Source organism: Streptomyces sp. NPDC005955, assembly GCF_042871255.1.
Lineage (GTDB): Bacteria > Actinomycetota > Actinomycetes > Streptomycetales > Streptomycetaceae > Streptomyces.
On sequence record NZ_JBIAIF010000009.1, the window covers coordinates 291,018 to 309,848 of the forward strand.

Annotated in this window: 8 protein-coding genes; 3 read left to right on the forward strand and 5 right to left on the reverse strand. The window is 68.1% G+C overall.

Annotated features, from left to right (window positions below; all coding sequences use genetic code 11):
- Window positions 1-138 precede the first annotated feature (138 nt).
- Together ACFYOU_RS22780 and ACFYOU_RS22785 are read right to left on the reverse strand one after the other, a co-directional pair.
- A complete protein-coding gene (locus ACFYOU_RS22780) occupies window positions 139-4,905 on the reverse strand; it encodes a hypothetical protein (RefSeq protein ID WP_391308013.1) in 4,767 nt (1,588 codons plus the stop codon).
- A 428-nt stretch (window positions 4,906-5,333) separates the two neighbouring features.
- The gene (locus ACFYOU_RS22785; RefSeq protein WP_391308015.1) at window positions 5,334-6,359 is read right to left on the reverse strand and encodes a TniQ family protein; all 1,026 of its coding nucleotides are present in this window, start codon (window positions 6,357-6,359) and stop codon (window positions 5,334-5,336) included.
- 191 nt (window positions 6,360-6,550) lie between these two features.
- Between ACFYOU_RS22785 and ACFYOU_RS22790 the strand changes: the two genes are divergently transcribed.
- The gene (locus ACFYOU_RS22790; protein ID WP_391308017.1) at window positions 6,551-8,857 is read left to right on the forward strand and encodes a Helicase associated domain protein; all 2,307 of its coding nucleotides are present in this window, start codon (window positions 6,551-6,553) and stop codon (window positions 8,855-8,857) included.
- 232 nt (window positions 8,858-9,089) lie between these two features.
- Window positions 9,090-9,889, forward strand: a protein-coding gene (locus ACFYOU_RS22795) for an IS5 family transposase (RefSeq protein ID WP_391308040.1) whose coding sequence is annotated in 2 segments (ribosomal slippage) — window positions 9,090-9,428 and window positions 9,431-9,889 — 798 coding nt in all. Because the reading frame shifts where the segments join, the coding sequence is not laid out codon by codon here.
- Window positions 9,890-10,068: 179 nt separating this feature from the next.
- Here ACFYOU_RS22795 and ACFYOU_RS22800 read toward each other — a convergent pair.
- Both ACFYOU_RS22800 and ACFYOU_RS22805 read right to left on the reverse strand, forming a co-directional pair.
- Window positions 10,069-11,520: a hypothetical protein gene (locus ACFYOU_RS22800; protein WP_391308019.1), complete on the reverse strand. Its 1,452-nt coding sequence runs from the start codon at window positions 11,518-11,520 to the stop codon at window positions 10,069-10,071.
- 217 nt (window positions 11,521-11,737) lie between these two features.
- Window positions 11,738-13,975 (reverse strand): hypothetical protein, encoded by a 2,238-nt coding sequence (locus ACFYOU_RS22805; RefSeq protein WP_391308021.1) that lies wholly within the window; start codon window positions 13,973-13,975, stop codon window positions 11,738-11,740.
- 398 nt (window positions 13,976-14,373) lie between these two features.
- On the opposite strand from ACFYOU_RS22805, the gene ACFYOU_RS22810 reads away from it, so the two are divergent.
- The gene (locus tag ACFYOU_RS22810) at window positions 14,374-15,936 is read left to right on the forward strand and encodes a zinc-ribbon domain-containing protein (RefSeq protein ID WP_391308022.1); all 1,563 of its coding nucleotides are present in this window, start codon (window positions 14,374-14,376) and stop codon (window positions 15,934-15,936) included.
- Between the two features lie 32 nt (window positions 15,937-15,968).
- Here ACFYOU_RS22810 and ACFYOU_RS22815 read toward each other — a convergent pair whose 3' ends face one another.
- Window positions 15,969-18,362: a Helicase associated domain protein gene (locus ACFYOU_RS22815; RefSeq protein ID WP_391308024.1), complete on the reverse strand. Its 2,394-nt coding sequence runs from the start codon at window positions 18,360-18,362 to the stop codon at window positions 15,969-15,971.
- Window positions 18,363-18,831: the final 469 nt, after the last annotated feature.

Below are 18,831 nucleotides of genomic sequence, written 5' to 3' on the forward strand. Positions count from 1 at the left end.
TCGGCCACCGGCCCCGTCCGCAGCAGGCCGCCGCACCACAGGCATCTGTGCCGCCTGCCCGGGCACGGCCCCTGCGCCCTATGCCGCACCGCGGCTGACGGGACGTCCAGCCACGCCGAGGCGCCCGGCTCCCGCCACCTAGCGGAAGCTCTTCTTCAGGGCGGTGACGGGCGTTCCCGCAGTCCGGTGCCCTTGGGCGCTGTGACCACTAATCTGTCTGAACTCCCGCCAGGAACGTGGGTGTTCAGACAGCGTCTGCCGTTCTCCGCGCAGCGCGTGAATCAAATCGCAGCCCAGGCGCTTGAGCTGCTGCTCGAGCCACTGCCGGCAGACCAGCAGGGCGTTGGCCTTGCCGCTGGGGCGGACCCACGTCAGGTACTGCACCCGCAGTAGCCCGTCCGCGTCGTACCAGTGGGGCTGGTCGGGGTCGCGTCGCAGCCCGGCCTCTCTCAGCAGCGGGTCGTTGAGCAGGGTCACACAGACGGAGGCATCGAGGGAACAGTCCGAAGCCTGCCCGCTCCACTGGTAGGTCTGGTCGGTCGGGATGGCCGTCACGGGCTTGCCGGTGGCGTCCGTGGCGCGGTCGCGCCGGCCCCGCGGCGTGGTGAGCAGACGCTCCGCCCACTCGTCGTCGTCCTCGACTGGACCGTCCGCCCACCGCCGCGCGAGACCGACGAGCCTCTCCGCCCTCCTCCGTGCCTGCCGCTCACGCCAACGGGTGTAGACGTCGCCGGTCCCGCTCAGGTCAGCGGGCTCAGGATCGGGATCCAGCGCCTGCGTATCGTCATCGGATTCCTCGTCGCTGTCTGGGACAAGCAGGCTGTCCAGGGCTGCTTCTGCTTCCTGAACGGGTTGGGCCTCTTCGTAAGCGAACGTGGCCACATGCCAGGTATCGGGTTCGGGATCGGTCCAGGGGCCGGGAGGTGTGGGGAAGTCGGCCAGAAGGAGACTGTGACGGTCGGGGCCCTCGGGCATCAGCCGGTTCGTCCAGGGGCGGCCCTCAAGCCATGCGAGCAGGCTTGCGGACTGCTGGTCGGGCACGATCCAGCTGTAGAGGTGGTGCCACTGTTCGGCCTGGCCCCGGCTGGCGTTCCAGCCTCTGCCGTCGTGGTCGTCCGTGGCCTGCTCGTGGAGGACGATCCACTGCCTGCCCTCACTGTCGGTCCTGAGGCCCAGCTCCTCAAGATCGGGCATACGGTCCGCGGCATTGATCCAGTCGGCCGCTGCGTCGTCGTCCGGCAGAGTCGGCACGGCAGGCGCCAGGGGGTGCGAGGGATCCGCGGGCGGGAACGTGGCGTTGTCGGCTTCGTCGGGGCTGGTGTCGTCGTCCATGACGGAGAACGGTTGCCGGGCCGGAGGCAGGGAGGGATCGATGTCGAGCAGCAACAGCTGTGCCGCACCGGGATATGCGGCAGGGTCCTGCTCATTGGTCCGGTGAGGATGGTGATGATTCGCCAGGCGTTCCACGAGCTCGTGCAGAGCCATCCACTGGTACTTCTTGCCGATCCGCTCACCCTTGTGGGAGACAGCGGAGCTGGGCAGATGACGCCGGTAGGTGTCGAACTCGGCAAAGAGCTCGGGCGACCAGCCCAGTTCGGCGACGCGGCCCAAAACCCAGCGCGACGCCCATTCGGCATCCACGCGGTCCTGCGCGAGGCGTTCGTCCTCGGTCGGCGGCACCTGGCAGCCCTGCAGCAGTGCGTACTGGTCCTGTTCCAGGACCTGTCTGCCCTCCCCGCCGGCGAGGAGCTGCGCGACTGCTTCCGGCGTGCTCAAAGCGGCCCGGACGTCGGGCGGGAGGCTCTCGGCGAAAGCCGGGATGCTCGCAGGGTCCACCACGACCGGATCATTCCTCCGCTCCCACGACGGCCGGCCGGGATAGTCGCAGGACAATGGCAGCATGCTGAAGTGGTGCACCGCGGGCTCGATCTCGTAGCGCGCGAAGTCGCCCAGCGACGACAGGGAAGCGAGGACTGCCCCCCACGAAGACTCCGGCTGCGCTGTCCGGGGGAAGAGCGCATCAAGGTCTTCCTGCGCAGGCGCCGGCCCGATCTCGGCACAGGGGTGCGGATGCCGGACCGCGGCTGCCTCCTCATCGGTCAGGCATCCGGCCCCGTGCGCCAGGGTGACCAGGCGTGTGGCCGCATCGCACAGCAGCGCGTTGCGTGAGGCATGGGCAGGCGAACCGACGTCCCCATAGACGTGACCGATGAGCCGCCGGGCGATCTGGCCCACCAGCGCATCCTGCTCCTCGCCCTGCCCGCACCGGCCCACCACCCCGTAGGCGACCCACACCAGGCGCTCGAAGAGGTAGGGGTCGTCGACCTTCTCCACGTCCTCATCGAGGAACCTGTCCAGCAAGGACACCAGAACGTCCCCGTGCCCCAAGAGCAGTTGCACGAGTCCCTTCGTCGCCCGGTCCCGCAGAAACCGGTTGGACGACGTCAGCGTCCACACCAGTGTCGTGGCCGCCAGACGGACCGCCTCCTTCTCCGCTGGACCCGACGTCTGCGCCTGCAGGCGTGCCCGCAGGCCCAGACGGGGCCGGCCAGGGCGCGAGGCCGGGCGCAGACGGGGCGGCGTGGGGTACTGCTCGGCCCAGCGCAGCAGCCGGTGCAGCGCGGTGACCTCCCCCAACAGGTTGTACGTCTCGATGCCCCACCACGCGTCACGCTCGGGCCGCGGCATCTTCGCCAGCGTCGCGTGAAGACGGTCGGCGTTGAGTAGATGCCCCGGCTCCGCGGTGACTGCCACCACGGCCTCCAGCACATCGCCGAGACGTCCGTGACGGGCTCCCGTCTCGTTGAGGAGCTCGACGGTGCGCTCGTTGACGCTGCGGGCGCTGCGCAGCGGCAGAGTGGTCACAAAGCTCCGGGCCAGCTGACGGCTGCGCACCTCCGGCCGGCCGGCGGGCCTGTCTTCCCCGGCCGGCGGCGGGGAAGGGGAGGCCAGAAGATCGATGATTTCCGTCCCCGTCTGCTCGGGCAGCAGAATCGAGGCGGCCTCCTGATAGTTCGGGGCGGCCGCAGCCAGCCAGGCCCGCAACGCAGAGTCCTCGCCCAGTTCCCGGCCCTCACGCAAGCGATCGATCTCGCCCGGGTGGGAAGCGAACACCGCCCGCACGATGCGGTCATCGCCGAACGCCTGGTAGGGGAAACCGATCCCCGTCTCCTCTTCAGCTCGGTAGGTCCGCTCGTTCGACACGATGCCCTGAAGAAGTAGTTCCCCGAGCATGGTGTCCGGCCACTTCGCGGCCGCGGGCGCATACGCGTCGACCAGGGCACGGGCCTGTGCCCGGCCCAGAACGGACACCCCGGCGGCGGCCATGTGCGCGGCCAGGGTGTCCACCGCCCGGTGGACCGGCCGGGTCAGCGGATCCAGGCCGAGGCGCGCACAGATCACCTCCGCCCGGTGCTCGACGTAGGCGTCGAAGACGGTGCTGCGGTCACGGGCTTGCCCGGCGGTGTCGGTCGAACCGCGGCTTCGGCTCCTGCTCAGACCGTCCGCGTACAGCTTCACGAACAAAGGGTTGGTGAAGACCGAGGAGAGCAGGGGAGTGCTCGGAAGAGCCGCAGGGTCTCCCTTGAGGTAGCTCTCAAGGCCTTCCATCTCCCGGCCGGCGAAACCGGGGTGGTCCGAGACGGGGCCCTCGAAACCGTCGGGTACGACCAGGGATGTGAAGGTCGAGCGGCAGGACACCACCAGGGCGATGTGCCGGAACGCGGCGATGCGCCCCTGCAGGGCGACCAGCTCGCTCTTCCAGCGCGTGGCATCGTCGGCGTCGTTGAGCGCGTCGATGATCAACAAAAAGCGGCAGTTGCTGGCGGCTCCCGCGGCGTCCATCGCCTGAAGGAAGTCCCGCTCGGCGATCGCGCCCAGCCCGCGTTTCTGCGCGATCTCAGTCAACGCATCGCGCCCGCTGAGCTCCTGGCCGAACACCACCAGCGCCGGCCGACCGGCGTCCACGGCCCTGCGTGCGGCGTTGACCAGCAGATGCGTCTTGCCCTGCCCGGCGGCTCCCTTCAGCAGCCACATCCCCTTCTGTGCCGCCTGGGCCGCCGTGTCCCGCATCAGCGCCGTCATCCGTTCGCAGGTGCCGTACGCACGAGCCAGCGGGCCCTCGGCCAGCGCCTTGACGCCCTCCCAGGCCGGCCGTATCTGCCCCGGCGTCGCAGGCGAAGCGGAAGCCTCGGCGCGCCGAGAGTGCGTGACGAACCGGTCGGCCAGCTGCGCGAAGTCATCCAGCAGGCGCGCCATGTCCTCAGCGACAGAGGCTGTCTCCTCGGCAGGGAACCCGGAAAGCGCAGACGCGGCGGAGAGGCCGTCAACGGCCTCTTGTACGCCCTCCCGTATCGCAGGCGTCCACGATCGCACCCACCGCGACAGGTCCTGGTGTGCCGGGCTGCTGGGCGAGGGGGGATGGGTGCTGTTCCACCGTGTCAGCTGGGTGAGGAACGCTTCGATCTGGCTTTGCAGGTCCCGGGCCCTTTGGGTGCCCTGCCGCACGAACTCCGCGGGCAGCGCACACGCGTCGGCCACCTGGGCCAGCGGCAACGGCACATGATGCTCGGGGGTGTAGCGTGCTTCAGCCAGACGCTCAGCCAGCGTGAGCTCCTCCTTGAGCCAGTCGCTGCCCAGTGCGCGCCTTTCGAAGAAGAACCACAGGCGCCCCTCATTTCCCGGCCGGGTCAACCGGTCCAGCAGCTCACCACCACCGACGTAGCGAATGTCGACATTAGCGAGACCGGGCAGCGTCTCCTTCCACGAGGCGACGTTCCTGTTCCACTTGTCCCGTGCGCCTTCACGCGGCTTGCCCGCCGGGGTGAGTGGGGTGGGGTCGGGGAGGTCGAAGGGGGTGAGGAACTCCAGACGGACAATCTTCCGGTTGGCGATGTTCTCACCCACCGTCGCCGCACTCTTCCTCGCCTGGGGGAGGAGGTCGTCGAGACTGTGGACGAACTTGACCTGGTAACCGTGTGCGGCACTGCCGTCAGGGGCCTGGTCGTACCATTCGACCCCGCCGTCCGGAGCAGCGGTCTTGATCGTCTCCCAACCCGCAGGGGCCGCTGAGCGGAGCTGGAAACACAATTCTTCGAAGGCACGATGCTGGCTTCCGTCCCACTCACGGATACTGCGCCAGTTGTGAGCCCTGCTGTCGTTTGCTACCAATGCCGCCCTCTGACTCGTTATGCCGCCCCACAGCGTGCGCGCCGGATGCCAGCCTAGAGACCCGCACTGACACTCGAGGCCCGCTCTTCCGCCGGGAACCGAACCGGCACAGGACACGACGGGCTCCTGCTACGCACCAGCTGCCGACTGAAGGGCAAGGGCCATCAAGACAGGCATGAGCGCTGTTCCAACGGCCCATTCGTCGAGGCGAGCCGACGGTGCCCCGGGGCAAGCGGCAACCGTCCCCGCCCGGACCGGTCAGCCGGCTGTGCTTCCGGGGCAGCCAGTAGCCGGTGGCGGTGCAGCCAGTCCAGCAGCGGCCCTTTTCCCGCCTGCACGTCTAGCTCCCACGACCCCATCAGTGCCTCGGTCTTGCCGAGCCACCGGCCGCGGGCATCGCTGTCCCGGAGGTCCGACTGCTCGAACTCGAGCATCAACCGCGCAAGCCGCGCCGCTTCCGGGTAGATCACCAGCGGCATCACCCGGCGGCTGCGGTCCTCCAGTTTGCACGCCCACGCCCGGTGGACCCAGCGCAGCACCATGGGCATCGTCCGCCACCATTCCGCCGCCACCTGGAAAGCGTCGGCGAACAGCTCCTCACCCGACCCGCCGAACTGTCTCTGCAGCCGGCCACGCTCCAGATGCGCCTCGACGACCTCGGGGAGCTCCGTCAAGGACAGCCCGTCCAGCGGCTCCGTTCTTGAGTCGTCACACCATCGCGAGTGCCGGGCACACACCCGCCAGCCGTCCGACAGCAGCCACCAGGCTGGCTCCCTGACCCCGCGGCCCTCCGCACACCTCGTGCAGCAGCGCACGAGGCGCCCCTCCGCCGGCTGCCAGGGCCACTTCCACACCGCGTCCCCGTCACCGGGCAGCCGGTGGCGTGGCGCCAGCCCGGGCAGTGCCCGTCGCAGCCTGGCCGCCGGCTGACCGGCCAGCATGGCCAGATACTCAAGGCCCGGCCCGTTCACGTACATCTCCGTGCACTGGGGGTACTTCGCCACGCGGGCCGCATCATCCGACGATGATCCCGTGCCCTGACCCACGCGCTGCAGGAAGTCCCAGAGCTCCAGCCCGTTGGCGTGCGCCAGCCGGTTCACGAACGACCCCGTCGACTCACCGGGCAGAGGCAGCACCCGCATCGGCAGGGGCTGACGAGGACCGTAGAGCCCCAGCATCTGCACCACCACGCCGCACCTCCTCTTCTGCGACCGCCCCGCCCCGCACGCATGTCTGCGCTCTATCGTCACCAGCCACCGCGTAGCCCGGTCAAGGACCTCTAACTCCTTCGGGTGAATCTGGCGGCAACACCCCGACAGTCTCCGCGGCACGGGTCTGAACCTTGATCCGCAAAGTGACGATCCGCTGCCGGGAGGGCACTGTGCCCACACTGACGAGCAACGGCCTCAGAACACCGCTACGCGGGCACCAGGCACTCGCCGTCGATGCCTGCGTTCACGAGTTCACCGATGGCGCGCCCCGTGTGAGCGTCGTCATGGCCACCGGAACGGGCAAGACCCTCGTCGCCCTCAACACCGCCCGAGAGACCGCATCCCACGGCAACGCATTGGTCGTGATGCCCACCTTGGACCTGCTCGAGCAGACGGCCGCCGTCTGGCAGAGCGAAGGCCGCCCGGGGATCTACCTGGGCTACTGCTCGCGCGAGGACACCCACGTCCGCTCCCTGCGAGGCGTTCTCACCATGGTCCACGACCCGGGCGAACTCGCTCGCCACGCTTCGCTGACCGGCGGCCCGGTGAACGTCTTCTGCACCTACCACTCGCTGAATCACCTGGCCCGAGCCCACCGCGATCACCACCTGCCGCGCTGGGGCATCGTCATCTCCGACGAGGCTCACCGCACCGCCGGCAACCGCCACAAAGCCTGGGGCGTCATCCACGACAACGACGTCCTGCCCGCCCGCCACCGCCTCTACATGACCGCCACCCCGCGCGTCTTCGACGAGAAAGCCGGCTCACACGTCGCGATCGGCTGCGAAGCGGCCTCCATGGACGACCACAGCCTCTACGGCCCCGTTGTCTACCGCATCTCGCTGGCCGAAGCGATCGACCAAGGCCTGCTCGCGGATTACCGCATCGTCGCCGTCGAGATCAGCGACGCCGAACTGCACCGCGTCCTGAGATACGCCTCCATCGCATCCGCTGGCGCCGAAGCCCTACGCGTGGCAGCCGCACAGATCGCCCTGCTGCGCGCCCAGCACCTCTACGACCTGCGGCGGACCCTGACCTTCCACCGCCTCATCGCATCCGCCGGCATGTTCGCCGAGACCCTCCCTGAAACAGCAGCGCTCATGCCCGTAGAGGCGCGGGCGCCTCTGCTTGTCGGCACCGTCAACGCCAAGCAGAGCCCCGCTGTCCGCCGCCAGTCTCTCGAAGCTTTCGCTTCCGTCCCGATTAACACTTCCAGCGCCGACGCCGCCCCTCAAAGGGCGGTCCTGAGCAACTGCCGCTGCCTGGGCGAGGGCATCGACGTCCCCAGCACCGACTCGATCCTCTTCGCCGACTCCAAACAGAGCTCCCTCGACATCACCCAGGCCGTGGGTCGCGCGCTGCGTCAGAATCCCGGCGACGACAAGATCTCCACCATCGTCGTCCCTGTCTTCATGGAACCCGGACAAGAACTGGAGGACGGAGTCAAAGGAACCCGCTACCGGCTCCTCTACCAGGTCCTCATCGCCCTGAGCACCTACGACGAGCACGTCATCCATCGCGTCGACTGGGCCCTGTCGCATGACTCCGAGGACAACCTAGGAGTCGCCGCCCGGCCCGAACGCGCCGACGAGATCATCCCCCTGCTCGACCTCCAAGCCACCGGAGTACCCAACCGGGTATGGCAGATCGGATTCGAAAGCGCACAGCGCTACTTTGACACCTATGGTCACCTGAACGTCCCCAGCCGCTACCTCGACCCCGACCACTTCTACCTCGGCTGGTGGCTCGGCCGACAGCGCTCCCTGCGCATCAACCACATGCTCCTGCCCGAACGCATCGAACAGCTCGACACCCTCGGCATGATCTGGCCCCACCCCCACCACAGCATCGAGCACAAGCTCCAGATCGCCCGCGACTACAAAGCCCGCCACGGCCACCTCGCCCCGCACCGCGAAGAATCCTTCGGCGGAATCCGTCTCGGCCGCTGGATCGCGGACCGCCGCCGGGAGGCGCGCCGGCACATCCTGCCCTATGGCTATCAGCGTGCCCTGAACGAGATCTATCCGTGGTGGGACACCTACTGGCCGAAACACTGGCATCACACCTATGCCCAGGCCCTTGCTGCCGCCCGCGCCGGCAACCTCCCCTTCCCAGACCTGAGCCCCGACACCGACGAGACGGCCCTCACCCGCTGGCTGGACACACAGATCGACGCCCTCCCCACCCTCCACCCAGACCAGCACGAACTCCTCGGCGCCCTCCCGCTGCGCCACCCCCTGGCCCTGCTCCTGCGCCGCCCCCGCGGCCATGCAGCGTGGGCCTTCGTCCGAGGACTGCGCGCGGCACGTGCCTTCTGGCGCAGTCACCAGCACCTTGAAGTCCCCTACGACTATCTCTGCCCCGACACCGGACTTCACCTGGCGACCTGGATCGCCGACAAACGCCGCGACCCACTCCGGCTCACCCAAGAACAACGCCACGCACTCGAAGCCCTCGACTTCCGCTGGATCCGGTGACTGGCACACCACTCCTCGTTGCCGCAGCCAGCCAGCCAGCCAGCCAGCCAGCCAGCCAGCGACAGGGTCGTCCACCCTCGGTTCTCCACGGGGACTGCCGAGCGGATACAAGGCGCCAGGGCCGCGTGGCTGTCCGCGAAGGTCACACGCCGCTCCCAGAGCCCCGGCTTTAGCCGCCGCTTAGACATCGTTTCTGTTGGCTTGATCGTTCGTTGAACTGTGTGTGACGGACCTGGTTGAGCGGTTGGTGCCGGATGAGTTGTGGGTGTTGTTCCGGAGAGTGGTGCTTCCGACGGAGAACAGGCGTCCGCAGGGCGGGGGCAAGCGGCGGGCGGGTGATCGGGAGGCCCTGGCGGCGATCGTCTTCGTGGCCACCTCGGGCTGCACGTGGCGGCAGTTGCCCCCGGTGTTCGGCCCGTGCTGGCAGACGGTGTACCGCCGCTTCGCCCAGTGGAGCCGGGAGAGGGTCTGGGCCCGGCTCCACCGCGTGATCCTGGACGAACTCGGTGCCCGCGGAGAGCTGGACTGGTCGCGGTGCGCGATCGACTCCGTGAGTGTCCGGGTTGCAAAAGGGGGCTACTGACCGGACCGAATCCGACCGACCGTGGCAAGCTCGGATCGAAGATCCACCTGATCACCGACCGGAACGGACTGCCCCTGTCGCTGGGCATCTCGGCCGCGAACATGCACGACAGCCTCGGCCTGATGCCCCTCGTGCGCGGCATCCCGCCCATCCGCTCCCGACGCGGACCACGACGGCGCCGCCCGGCCAAGCTCCACGGTGACAAGGGTTACGACTACGCCTACCTGCGCCGATGGCTCCGCGGCAGAGGCATCCGCCACCGCATCGCACGCAAGGGCATTGAGTCCTCCCAGCGCCTGGGCCGCCACCGCTGGGTAGTCGAACGCACGGTGTCGTGGCTGGCCGGCTGCCGACGACTCCACCGCCGCTACGAACGCAAGCCCGAGCACTTCCTCGCCTTCGTCGGCATAGCCGCAGCCCTCATCTGCCACCGCAGACTCACCAACTGAAACAACGTCTTAGCCTGCCTGTTCACAGCCTTGGTCATTCCGGGACTCTCTAGCGCTGCCCACCCATCACGATTCAAAGGACATCAAGAATTACATCTCCCAAACCGGACGTGGCCCCGCCCCCGCTCAGCCCCACCATGCAGCGCACGGCCTTGATGCTTCAGCGGCCTTCTCTACGGTTACCAGTTGGCCTGGATGGTAGTGACGGTGAGGTCGGACGTGCTGGTCGAGTGGATCGCCTCGAGCCAGTACCGCTCGGGCGGCTGGTCCACGGGATGGTGGTGGGCCAGGGTACACACGAGGAATCCGCTGTCCTGCAGCTCAAGGGGCCAGTCCGTGAGGACTGCGTGGTCGCCGTTTGCTGAGTAATGGTCGCGTATGACGAGACCGACGACGAACTTTGTTCCGGTGATGGGGTCAAGCTCCACGACCGTGGCCAGCGGCTCAACCGGCTGTTGGTCGAGCCAGGTTACCCGTACCGCTGTGGCCTCCAGAGGTCGGAAGTAGGCATTCGTGGTGACGCCGAAGCGCTCCCTTAGGTGCTGAAGCGCGGTCGTGTCCAGCGGAGTACCGGGCAGCTGGAAGGAAAGCCTGCACTGGGAGACCGCGCGCCGGCCTGCCTGCTCGTCCTCGGAAGAGACCTCACCGGGTAGTGGGGGAGCGCTGATACTTGCGGTCAGGGTGTAGAGACCGTCCAGCGCGGTGTCGCAGTAGACGAGCTGTTCACTGTGGTGGGGCTCGTCCAGGGCTGCTGTCCGCTGCGGAGCCTCGTCGAGAGCCTCGATGAGCGCCGGGGCGCCGATCCCGAACCAGGAGGACCCGAGCTGCTGTAAAGCCCATGTGGGACGGTGGCTGGTCAGACCGAGTTCGTCGAGAGTGTGAAGCAGCCCCACCAGATCCTCGGTCGAACGAGCCTGCACAGGCATGTCCAGGCACACCCCGCGCCCTCGGCCGAAAGACCAGTCGACATCCGTCACCGATATGGCGAAGACCGCGGAGGTAAACCCTCCTGGAACGAACATGTAGGGCAAGGCCTCACCATCCCGGCCGCACAGCATCAGATCGCTGGCTGGCAGCTCGCGCGCTGGGCGGCGCAGCCCCTGAACTGCCCCGCCGCCCAGATGAACGCGCCCGTGGGTGACGAGCCGTTCCTGCTTGCTCTGCAAGAGACCCGGGAGCGACGCGGGATCACGCAGTACGGCAAGCACATCTGCGTGATCCATCAGCAGCACCGGCCTGCTGCGCTCTCGGCCCACCTCGTCAATAAGCGTTGTGGTGAACCCCGAGACACTGACGATGACCCCGACCACATGGGAACTGACACGCCGCAGCCGATCATGCACCGTACCCAGCACATCGATGTCGGCCTTTGCCTGCTGCCACTTGCACTCCAGCAGGTATTGCCGCTCCCCGTAACGCACGGCAAGGTCCGTCTGCCGGGGCAGGGCCATGCCCGGATCGAGCTCCACGATGAAGTGCGCCAGCTCGAAGGCCCGGCGCAGCAGCTTCTCGAAGTCTTTGCCCCGCTGGTGCGGATTTTCTGCTGAGCTCAACCGCGAGTACGTGTCGGCCAGCCCGGATTCGGGCGTAAGGAAGACATCACCGCAGGGCATGGGAGGAATGTCACTCACATCGGCCGATTCTGCTTCATCGTGGCACGCGATGGAGGCGAATCACCTCGTTACCCAGGCGGCCTTGCGGACTCACGCCCTGTACGGGGCGGCATTCCGGGAGATGAAGGGAGGATACGTCGACCTGGGCGCGCGGGCTCATGAGCCGTGCTCCCTGCTGACCTGTGTGTGGGGCGGCGGCGGGCCGGGACGCCCGTTGCCGCGGACGGGGTCTGTGCTATGCCGGTCCGGGCCTGGGCAGCGCCCGATGCAGACGGTCCACAATCTCCCGCCAGCGGCGGGCCTGTTCCCGTGAGGGGAACCACGCCTCGGTCTGATTCCGGTCCAGGCTGGCGAATTCCTCCAGCGTGGCCGCCAGGTCCGAGCGGTCCCCGCCATCTTTGCGGGCCACGGCATGCACCTGCTGTGCCAGATGGTGCAGCAGGTGCGCAGCGCGGTAGTAGGCGACCTCGTCGTGGTCCAGGCGACGTATCGCGTATCCGCCGCACTTGCTGCACGGGTCGAAATCCTTGCTGCCCATGAGTTCCTCGAGGGTCACCAGGTCGTCATCGCGGCCGACGCCGCGCTCCGGGCGCCGGTGGGCGCAGCCGGGCGAGTGGGCCCGGCCCTGAAACCGGCCGGCCGCGTCGGAGGTGTACACCTGCGCCTGGGCGAGCACGCCCAGCGGCAGACCCGACCCGCGCTGCCAGCCAGTCTCAGTGTCGGGCTCGAAAGGCTGCAGGTCCAGCTGCTCCATGGCCAGCAGACCGTGCCAGACCGCGGTGGCAAAGGGACGGCGTGCAAGGCCCCGGTCGTCGTACCCGGCAGTCTCCAACTCGCGCAGGTCGGCCATGCCTCGCGCCAGGGCCAGCGACCGCAGCGCGTGATCCACGTCCCGGCGCCCCGCGCACAGCCGCACCAGCACCCTTTCGCCTTCCGCCACACCCAGTCCGGCGCCGAACGCCGCGTGATGCGGATCGTAGACACGCTCGGGCCAGATCTCACCGTCTTCCGGCGCGTCCTGACCGGCAGGGGTGGGCTGGTTGTCGAAGAGGGCGTCGGGCAGGTCGCTGGCGCCCGCGATGATGACGCCCCGCCATCCCGCAGCGCAGCGCTGTTCCAGGACGCTCAGCGCCACGACCTCGAGGCCGGCGTCGGCGGAGAAGACGACGTACAACTGCTCCGCGTTCCGCATCGCGGCGCGCAGTGCACGCAGGTGTGCGAGGGTGACTGGGCGCCTGCTGCGGACCGGAGTGTCGTCGAACACCCCAGGACCGAAAGATGGTTCGGCCACTGCATCGGACGCCGGTTCCATCCCGGCAGCCTCCCTCTTGGTGTAGGAGAGGCCGTGATGCTGCTTCAGCAGGCGCGCGGCCACGGGCTCCGGTACCCGCACGGTGATGACGGAATGCGGCTGCCAGACGGTGTCGACCGTGTACACGGCGAGGACGCCCAGCTCCCACTCGTCCAACCGGTCAAGGAGTGACCTGCGGGAGTCGCGCTCCGTCACCGCGTCGTGGGGAAGGCGCGCGACCAGGACCTGCTCGTCATACGTTCGCTCGGCCGCCAACCGGGCACGGGTTTCCCATTCGGTCAGTACAGCCCGGGCGCGCTCGAGCATCTGGTCGCGTCCCTTGCGGCGGCTGCTCGTCCCGTCTGCCAGATGGTGGACGAGGTAGGCCTGTTCCCGTGGAGGATCCCAGCTGTCCTCGACCGTCCTTTGCCACCGCCGCCACAGCGACAACAGCTTCTTCCTCGCCTCGGCAGGAGCGCCCAGCAGGGCGAATCCCGCGTCGTCGGCGGGGACATCCGGTTCCTGCATTGCGGCTGCTGCTGCTGCCGCCAGCAGCGCATCCTCCGTGACCAGCAGCTGGGCCTGGACCTGCACGGCGCGTAGCCGATCGGCCTTCACCTGCAGCGCAGCCTTGGCCCAAGACCTCAGCCACGGGAACAGCTCCAGCTGCTGGTGCGCACGGTGCATGCTCGCCAACGCGTCGCGCCATTCACGAAATACCGCCTCGCGCACACGCCGAGCCTGCTGCAACTCCTCCCACGCGGTGTCGTCGTCGTCCTCCGCTTCGGCCTGTGCGGCGGTGTCCGTCGGCACCCCGGGCGCAGGCCAGTGAAGCAGGGCCGCCGCCTGCCGGACCTCTTCGTCACTGGAGGCGTCCTCGTCCGCGTCCCGGAAGCTGTCCAGTTCGTGTAGCAGGCCCAGCCCGGTCAGCGTGTCCAGGAAGACGGCCAGGCCCGTCCCGGGGCGCGCCCAGGAGCTGTATGCCCCGCACTGCGGGCACATCCGGGCGACCACCGAGGCATCCAGATGCACCTCCCGCTTGGTGGCGCGGGCGGAGCGTAGGTAGGAACACGAAGAACTGGCGTGCAGTTTGGCCTGCTTGCCCTGGGCGGACCACACGGTGATGGGCGAGCCCTCGAACGGGCCGAGCGGCACATCCGGTGTCAGCAGACCGTAGATCATGCAACCCTCCTCCTTGACCGGCTTTGAAGCCTAGCCGCAGGGACTGACAGCAAGGGTCAGGCGAGGTTAACTGGCCTTAACGCACTGGCTGGAGGGCTGGTGCTGGTAACGCGAGCAGAGACGAGGCATTGCCTCATCTCTGCCGCTCCTGACACCACACCATGAATGATCATGAGTCGGTGGGCGGACCACCTGCGGTGGCAGGTGGCGTACACGGTTTTGCGCCAGCCGTCCGGCCGGCTCGTCATTGCGGGTACGGACGCTGCCGGGTGCCCCGCATAACTCGCAGGTGTCCATCGACTCCGCCTCTGCCACAGCCGCCACGGCACGCAGCGCAGAACGGTCGACCCCTTCAGCCTCCACACCAACTGTCAGCGGCGGGAGTTAACCTCACGGCCATGACATCCGCACCCCGACCCACCACCGGCGATCACGAGTTGAGACCGGCCAGGGGGACCAGCCTCAGGTCGGCCGCACCGCAGGTAGCTGGCGAATGGCATCCCACCCGCAACGGTGACCTCACTCCGGACTCGATCGCAGCGGGGTCAAGCCGAAAGGCGTGGTGGCTCGGCTCGTGTGGCCACGAGTGGCAGGCCGTGGTCCACAGCAGGAGCCGCGGGTGCGGATGCCCCTACTGCGGGAAGCGTAGAGTCGGATACGGCAACGATCTGGCGGCCCAGTTCCCCGAGGTAGCTGGTGACTGGCACCCCACCCGCAACGGCGACCTGCAACCCGACAGTATCGCCCCCAAATCCAACCGGAAAGTCTGGTGGCTGGGCTCCTGCGGCCACGAGTGGCAGGCCGTCGTAGCGAACCGCACAGCCAGACGCTCCGGATGCCCGTACTGCGCCAACCAGAAGGTCGGGTACGGCAATGACCTCGCTACCCGAAACCCGGAACTCGCAGCGCAGTGGCACCCCACCCGTAACAAGGATCTGACTCCAAACCAAATCCCCTACGGGGCACGGCTTAACGCCTGGTGGCGCTGCGTCGGCGGCCACGAATGGCGAGCCATGGTCTTCAAGCGATCCGCAGGAAGCGCGTGCGACCAGTGCAAGCTCACCGGCGTATCTGAGGTGGAGGTGAGAGCCTTCGCCGAACTTCGCCACGTGCTGGATGGTCACCTGAAGCCGCTCAATCGTGACGTGCGCCTGAGCACGCCCCACAGGCAGCGCCTGCGGGTGGACATGATCCTCGGTGATATCGCGGTGGAGTACGACGGCTTCTACTGGCACAAGGACACCGGCACACGCGACCGGGAGAAGACACAGCGGCTGCAACGCGCCGGCTACAATGTGATCAGGGTGCGCGAGCACCCACTGCTCCTGACTGGCCTCTGCGACACCACGGCGCCGAGAGCCGCGAAACCCTTCCAGGTAGCAGCGGCGGTTATGCCGAAAATGATCGAGGAGGACTACCTCCCCACGGCCGCTGCGCGAGAAGCAGTCGTGATGTACATCGCCGCCGGTCGACTCGTCGCCCAGGAAGAAGCAGACCGCGCCATCAACGCGCTGCGCGCCCAAGACCACGGAGCCAGATCCCTCGCAGCGCAATTCCCCCGTATCGCCGGGCAATGGCATCCGCACCGAAACGGCAAGCTGACCCCGAGACAGGTCACTGCCCACTCTGGCAAAGAGGTGTGGTGGCTGTGCGCCGCAGGACACGCATGGCGCGCCAAGATCGACCAGCGTGTCGGCAAGGGAACCGGATGCGGCTTCTGCTCCGGCCGCTACGCCACCGAGACGACCTCGCTTGCGGCCCGTATACCGGATCTTGCCGCGCAGTGGCATCCAACGCTCAACGGGCCCCTCCTGCCCACGCACGTTACGCCGCATACCCGACGCGTGGTGTGGTGGCTGTGCACTCAGGGACACGCCGCCGAAGACTCCGTGGCTAACCGAAGCAAGGGCATGGTCTGCCAGCACTGCCCCCGCTCACGCAGAAGCAACCGCGCCTCCTGAAGGCAAGCATCTTCGGCTGCCCCACTCCCGACTCACCCCCAGCGCATTCCGAGTTCGGACAACTCCTCGATCCGCTCGGGCGCCAACCGTCCCTGGCGGGTCCGACTGTTGGCGATGAACACCCCGAGGGCATGCTCGTTCCCGTCGACCTTCTCGATGTGGCGGTGGGGTACTTCCAGGTGCCCCTCCCGCTCCTGGTATTGGCGGGCGGCAGCCAGGTTCGCTGCCCATACCTGCGCCCGGGTACGTCGCGGCGCTGCCACGCCCCGTTCGCCGACCTCCAAGGGCCCGAGGCCGAGGGCTTCTCTCAGCAGCCATTGCTGCGCCGTCCCGAGGGCCTCCCACTGGCGCTGCTGCCGGCTGACCCACTGCCCCAGGTCCTCTCCCTGGACCACGACCCGTCCCGATTCCTCGGGCAGCGCCCGCCCGTCTTGGACGTGGAGGCGGGCGAGGTGGAAGCATCGCTGCCAGGCAACCGACCAGGACGGGCACCACGCCGGGTCAATGTCCTCCAGCGCCTGCCGCCGGGCCGCACTCAGTCCGCCTGCCCCCTGCTTATCCTTGTCCTGTCTTGCGGCGGCCCGCTGGTTCTTCAGCCACACCCCGACCGCGTACCCGTCCCACATGGCATCGGCCGGCGCCAGCAGGTGCCCATGCTCGGAGGCCCACCCTCGTGCCGCCGACAGTCCTTCGGCGAATGCGACCTCGGCATGCGACCAGATCATGCCGAGCTCGTCCAGCTGGTCGATCCGCTCCTGGCTGAGCTCCCCACGGGTGTGGGCACTGCGCTGTCGGGCGATCCACATTCCCAGGGCGAACTCGTCCGCGGTCCGGTACTCGTACGGGACCGCCAGATCACCATGGTCACTGTGGTAGGCCAGCGCGGTCGCCAGACCCCGTCGCCAGAACTGCCTCTCCGGCTGCAGGACTCGCAGACTGATAAAGGCCGCCAGCTGCGCGGGATCCCGCGGCCGGGAGAACGACAACAGCTCTGCGGCCACCCGGCTCACCTCGCCCGGTACCTCCACCACCCCGCCGCCCGACTGGCCCCCGGCCACCTGGGGAGCAGCCAGTTCTTCCACCGCCTGGGCGTCGTGTGCCCGAAGCGCCGCCAAGACCTTCACCAGCTCCCCGTAGGCCCGCGAGACCAGCATCTCGTCAGGCTGCTCGCCCGGCCCGAGAAAGACAGGAACGACCAGGGAAGCCACCTTGCCTTCCCCCGGCTGCATCCGAAGCGCCCGCCCCACCGCCTGGACGATGTCGACGGCCGACCCTCGCACATCCGCGAAGACGACCGCGTCGCATTCCTTGGTATCGACCCCCTCACCCAGCACCCGCACCGACGACAGCACCCGCACCCACGCCGCTCCCGGATCAACCTCCGGCTCCGACGCGAACTGCTCCAGCACCCGACCCCTGTGCCCCGGCTTGTGCTCCCCGCACAGCCAGTCAGCCCATACCCCATCAACCCCCGGATAAAGACCCGGATCGCTCTCGTGCAGTTCCTTCGCCACCTCACCCAGGCCACTGGAGAACGCCTCGGCCTCACCCGTGCGGTAATGAAACGTCAGCAACCGCCCGAGCCGCCGTTCCGCAGCAGCCTTCACCACCGCCGTCTGCAAAGCCGCCAGCCGCGCCCCCCGCACCCGCGCCGTCCTGCGCGCACCCCCCGCCAACTCGACCACGGGGAGACCAGGATCCGCGATGTCCACACACACCACCTGGTAGCGAGCGATCAGCCCCCGCTCGATCGCCTCCGACAGCGACAGCCGATACACCACCGGCCCGAACACCGCCTCATCGTCCATCGACGCAACCAGCTCACCACCCCTCTCCGGACCCTCCCGATCCGCCACCTCCCACAACCGCGGCGTAGCCGTCATATACAACCGACGCAGCGCCGGCACCCGCCCATCGTCATGAACCCCCGCCCACGCCTTCCCCAACGCCCCTGACGTCCGGTGTGCCTCATCCACCACCACGAGGTCCCACGCCTCCAGCCCCACGCGATGGCTCCGCTCCAGCACCCCCAGTCCTAGCGAGGCATAGGTGGCAAAGACCGTCACCGACTCCAGACCCGATACCCACCCCACCAACTCCACCTCGTCAGTGGTGCATTGAAGACCCTCTCCGTCCTCACCCGACAGCGAGCAGGCGCCGAACATAGGGCCCCGGCGCCCCGCCTCCCGCCACACCGAAACGGTCTGCGCCAGCAGCCCGAGCGTAGGGACCAGCACTAGGACTCGTTTGGCACGTAGCGCCCTCGCCGCATGGACAGCGATCAGGCTTTTACCGGTACCGGTAGCCGCGACGACCTGTGCCCGCCCCCCATCCGACGATCCTTCACCCGGTACGCCCCCCAAAGCCCGAACCACAGCATCGACGGCTTCGACCTGGTGAGGACGGAGAGTCACCCGAGCCGACACACCACACCACCTTCCACCGCGGAAGAGGAACTACCCGCTAAGCGTAGACTCTATCCGGAGTTATTTTTGATTGCATTCGCCCGTAGGACCGGGCCCCCACCCACTATGACAGGACCACCGCCCGCCCGTACGAGCGTGAAGGAACAGCCCACCACATCGAGCGAAGCCGAAGCCCTCACCAACATCCAGGCCAGCAGAGTGCGTAGCCAGCCGCCCACGAAGTGGGCCAGGGCTTGAAGGCGTAGCCGAAAAGCCGAAGGCAGGGGAGCGCAGCGGACCTGCCCACCGCGCCGCGAAGCGGCGCGGTCCGTTGAAGGCCGAGCGAAGCCGGCCTTCAACGGACACTCCGTCATTCAACCCTCGCTTCGCGAGGGTTGAACCTGGGAGAGCGAAGCGGACCCAGGCCACCGAGCGAAGCGAGGTGGATTCCCTTCGAACGCGCGCAGCGCGTTCTGACCCGCTCCGCGGG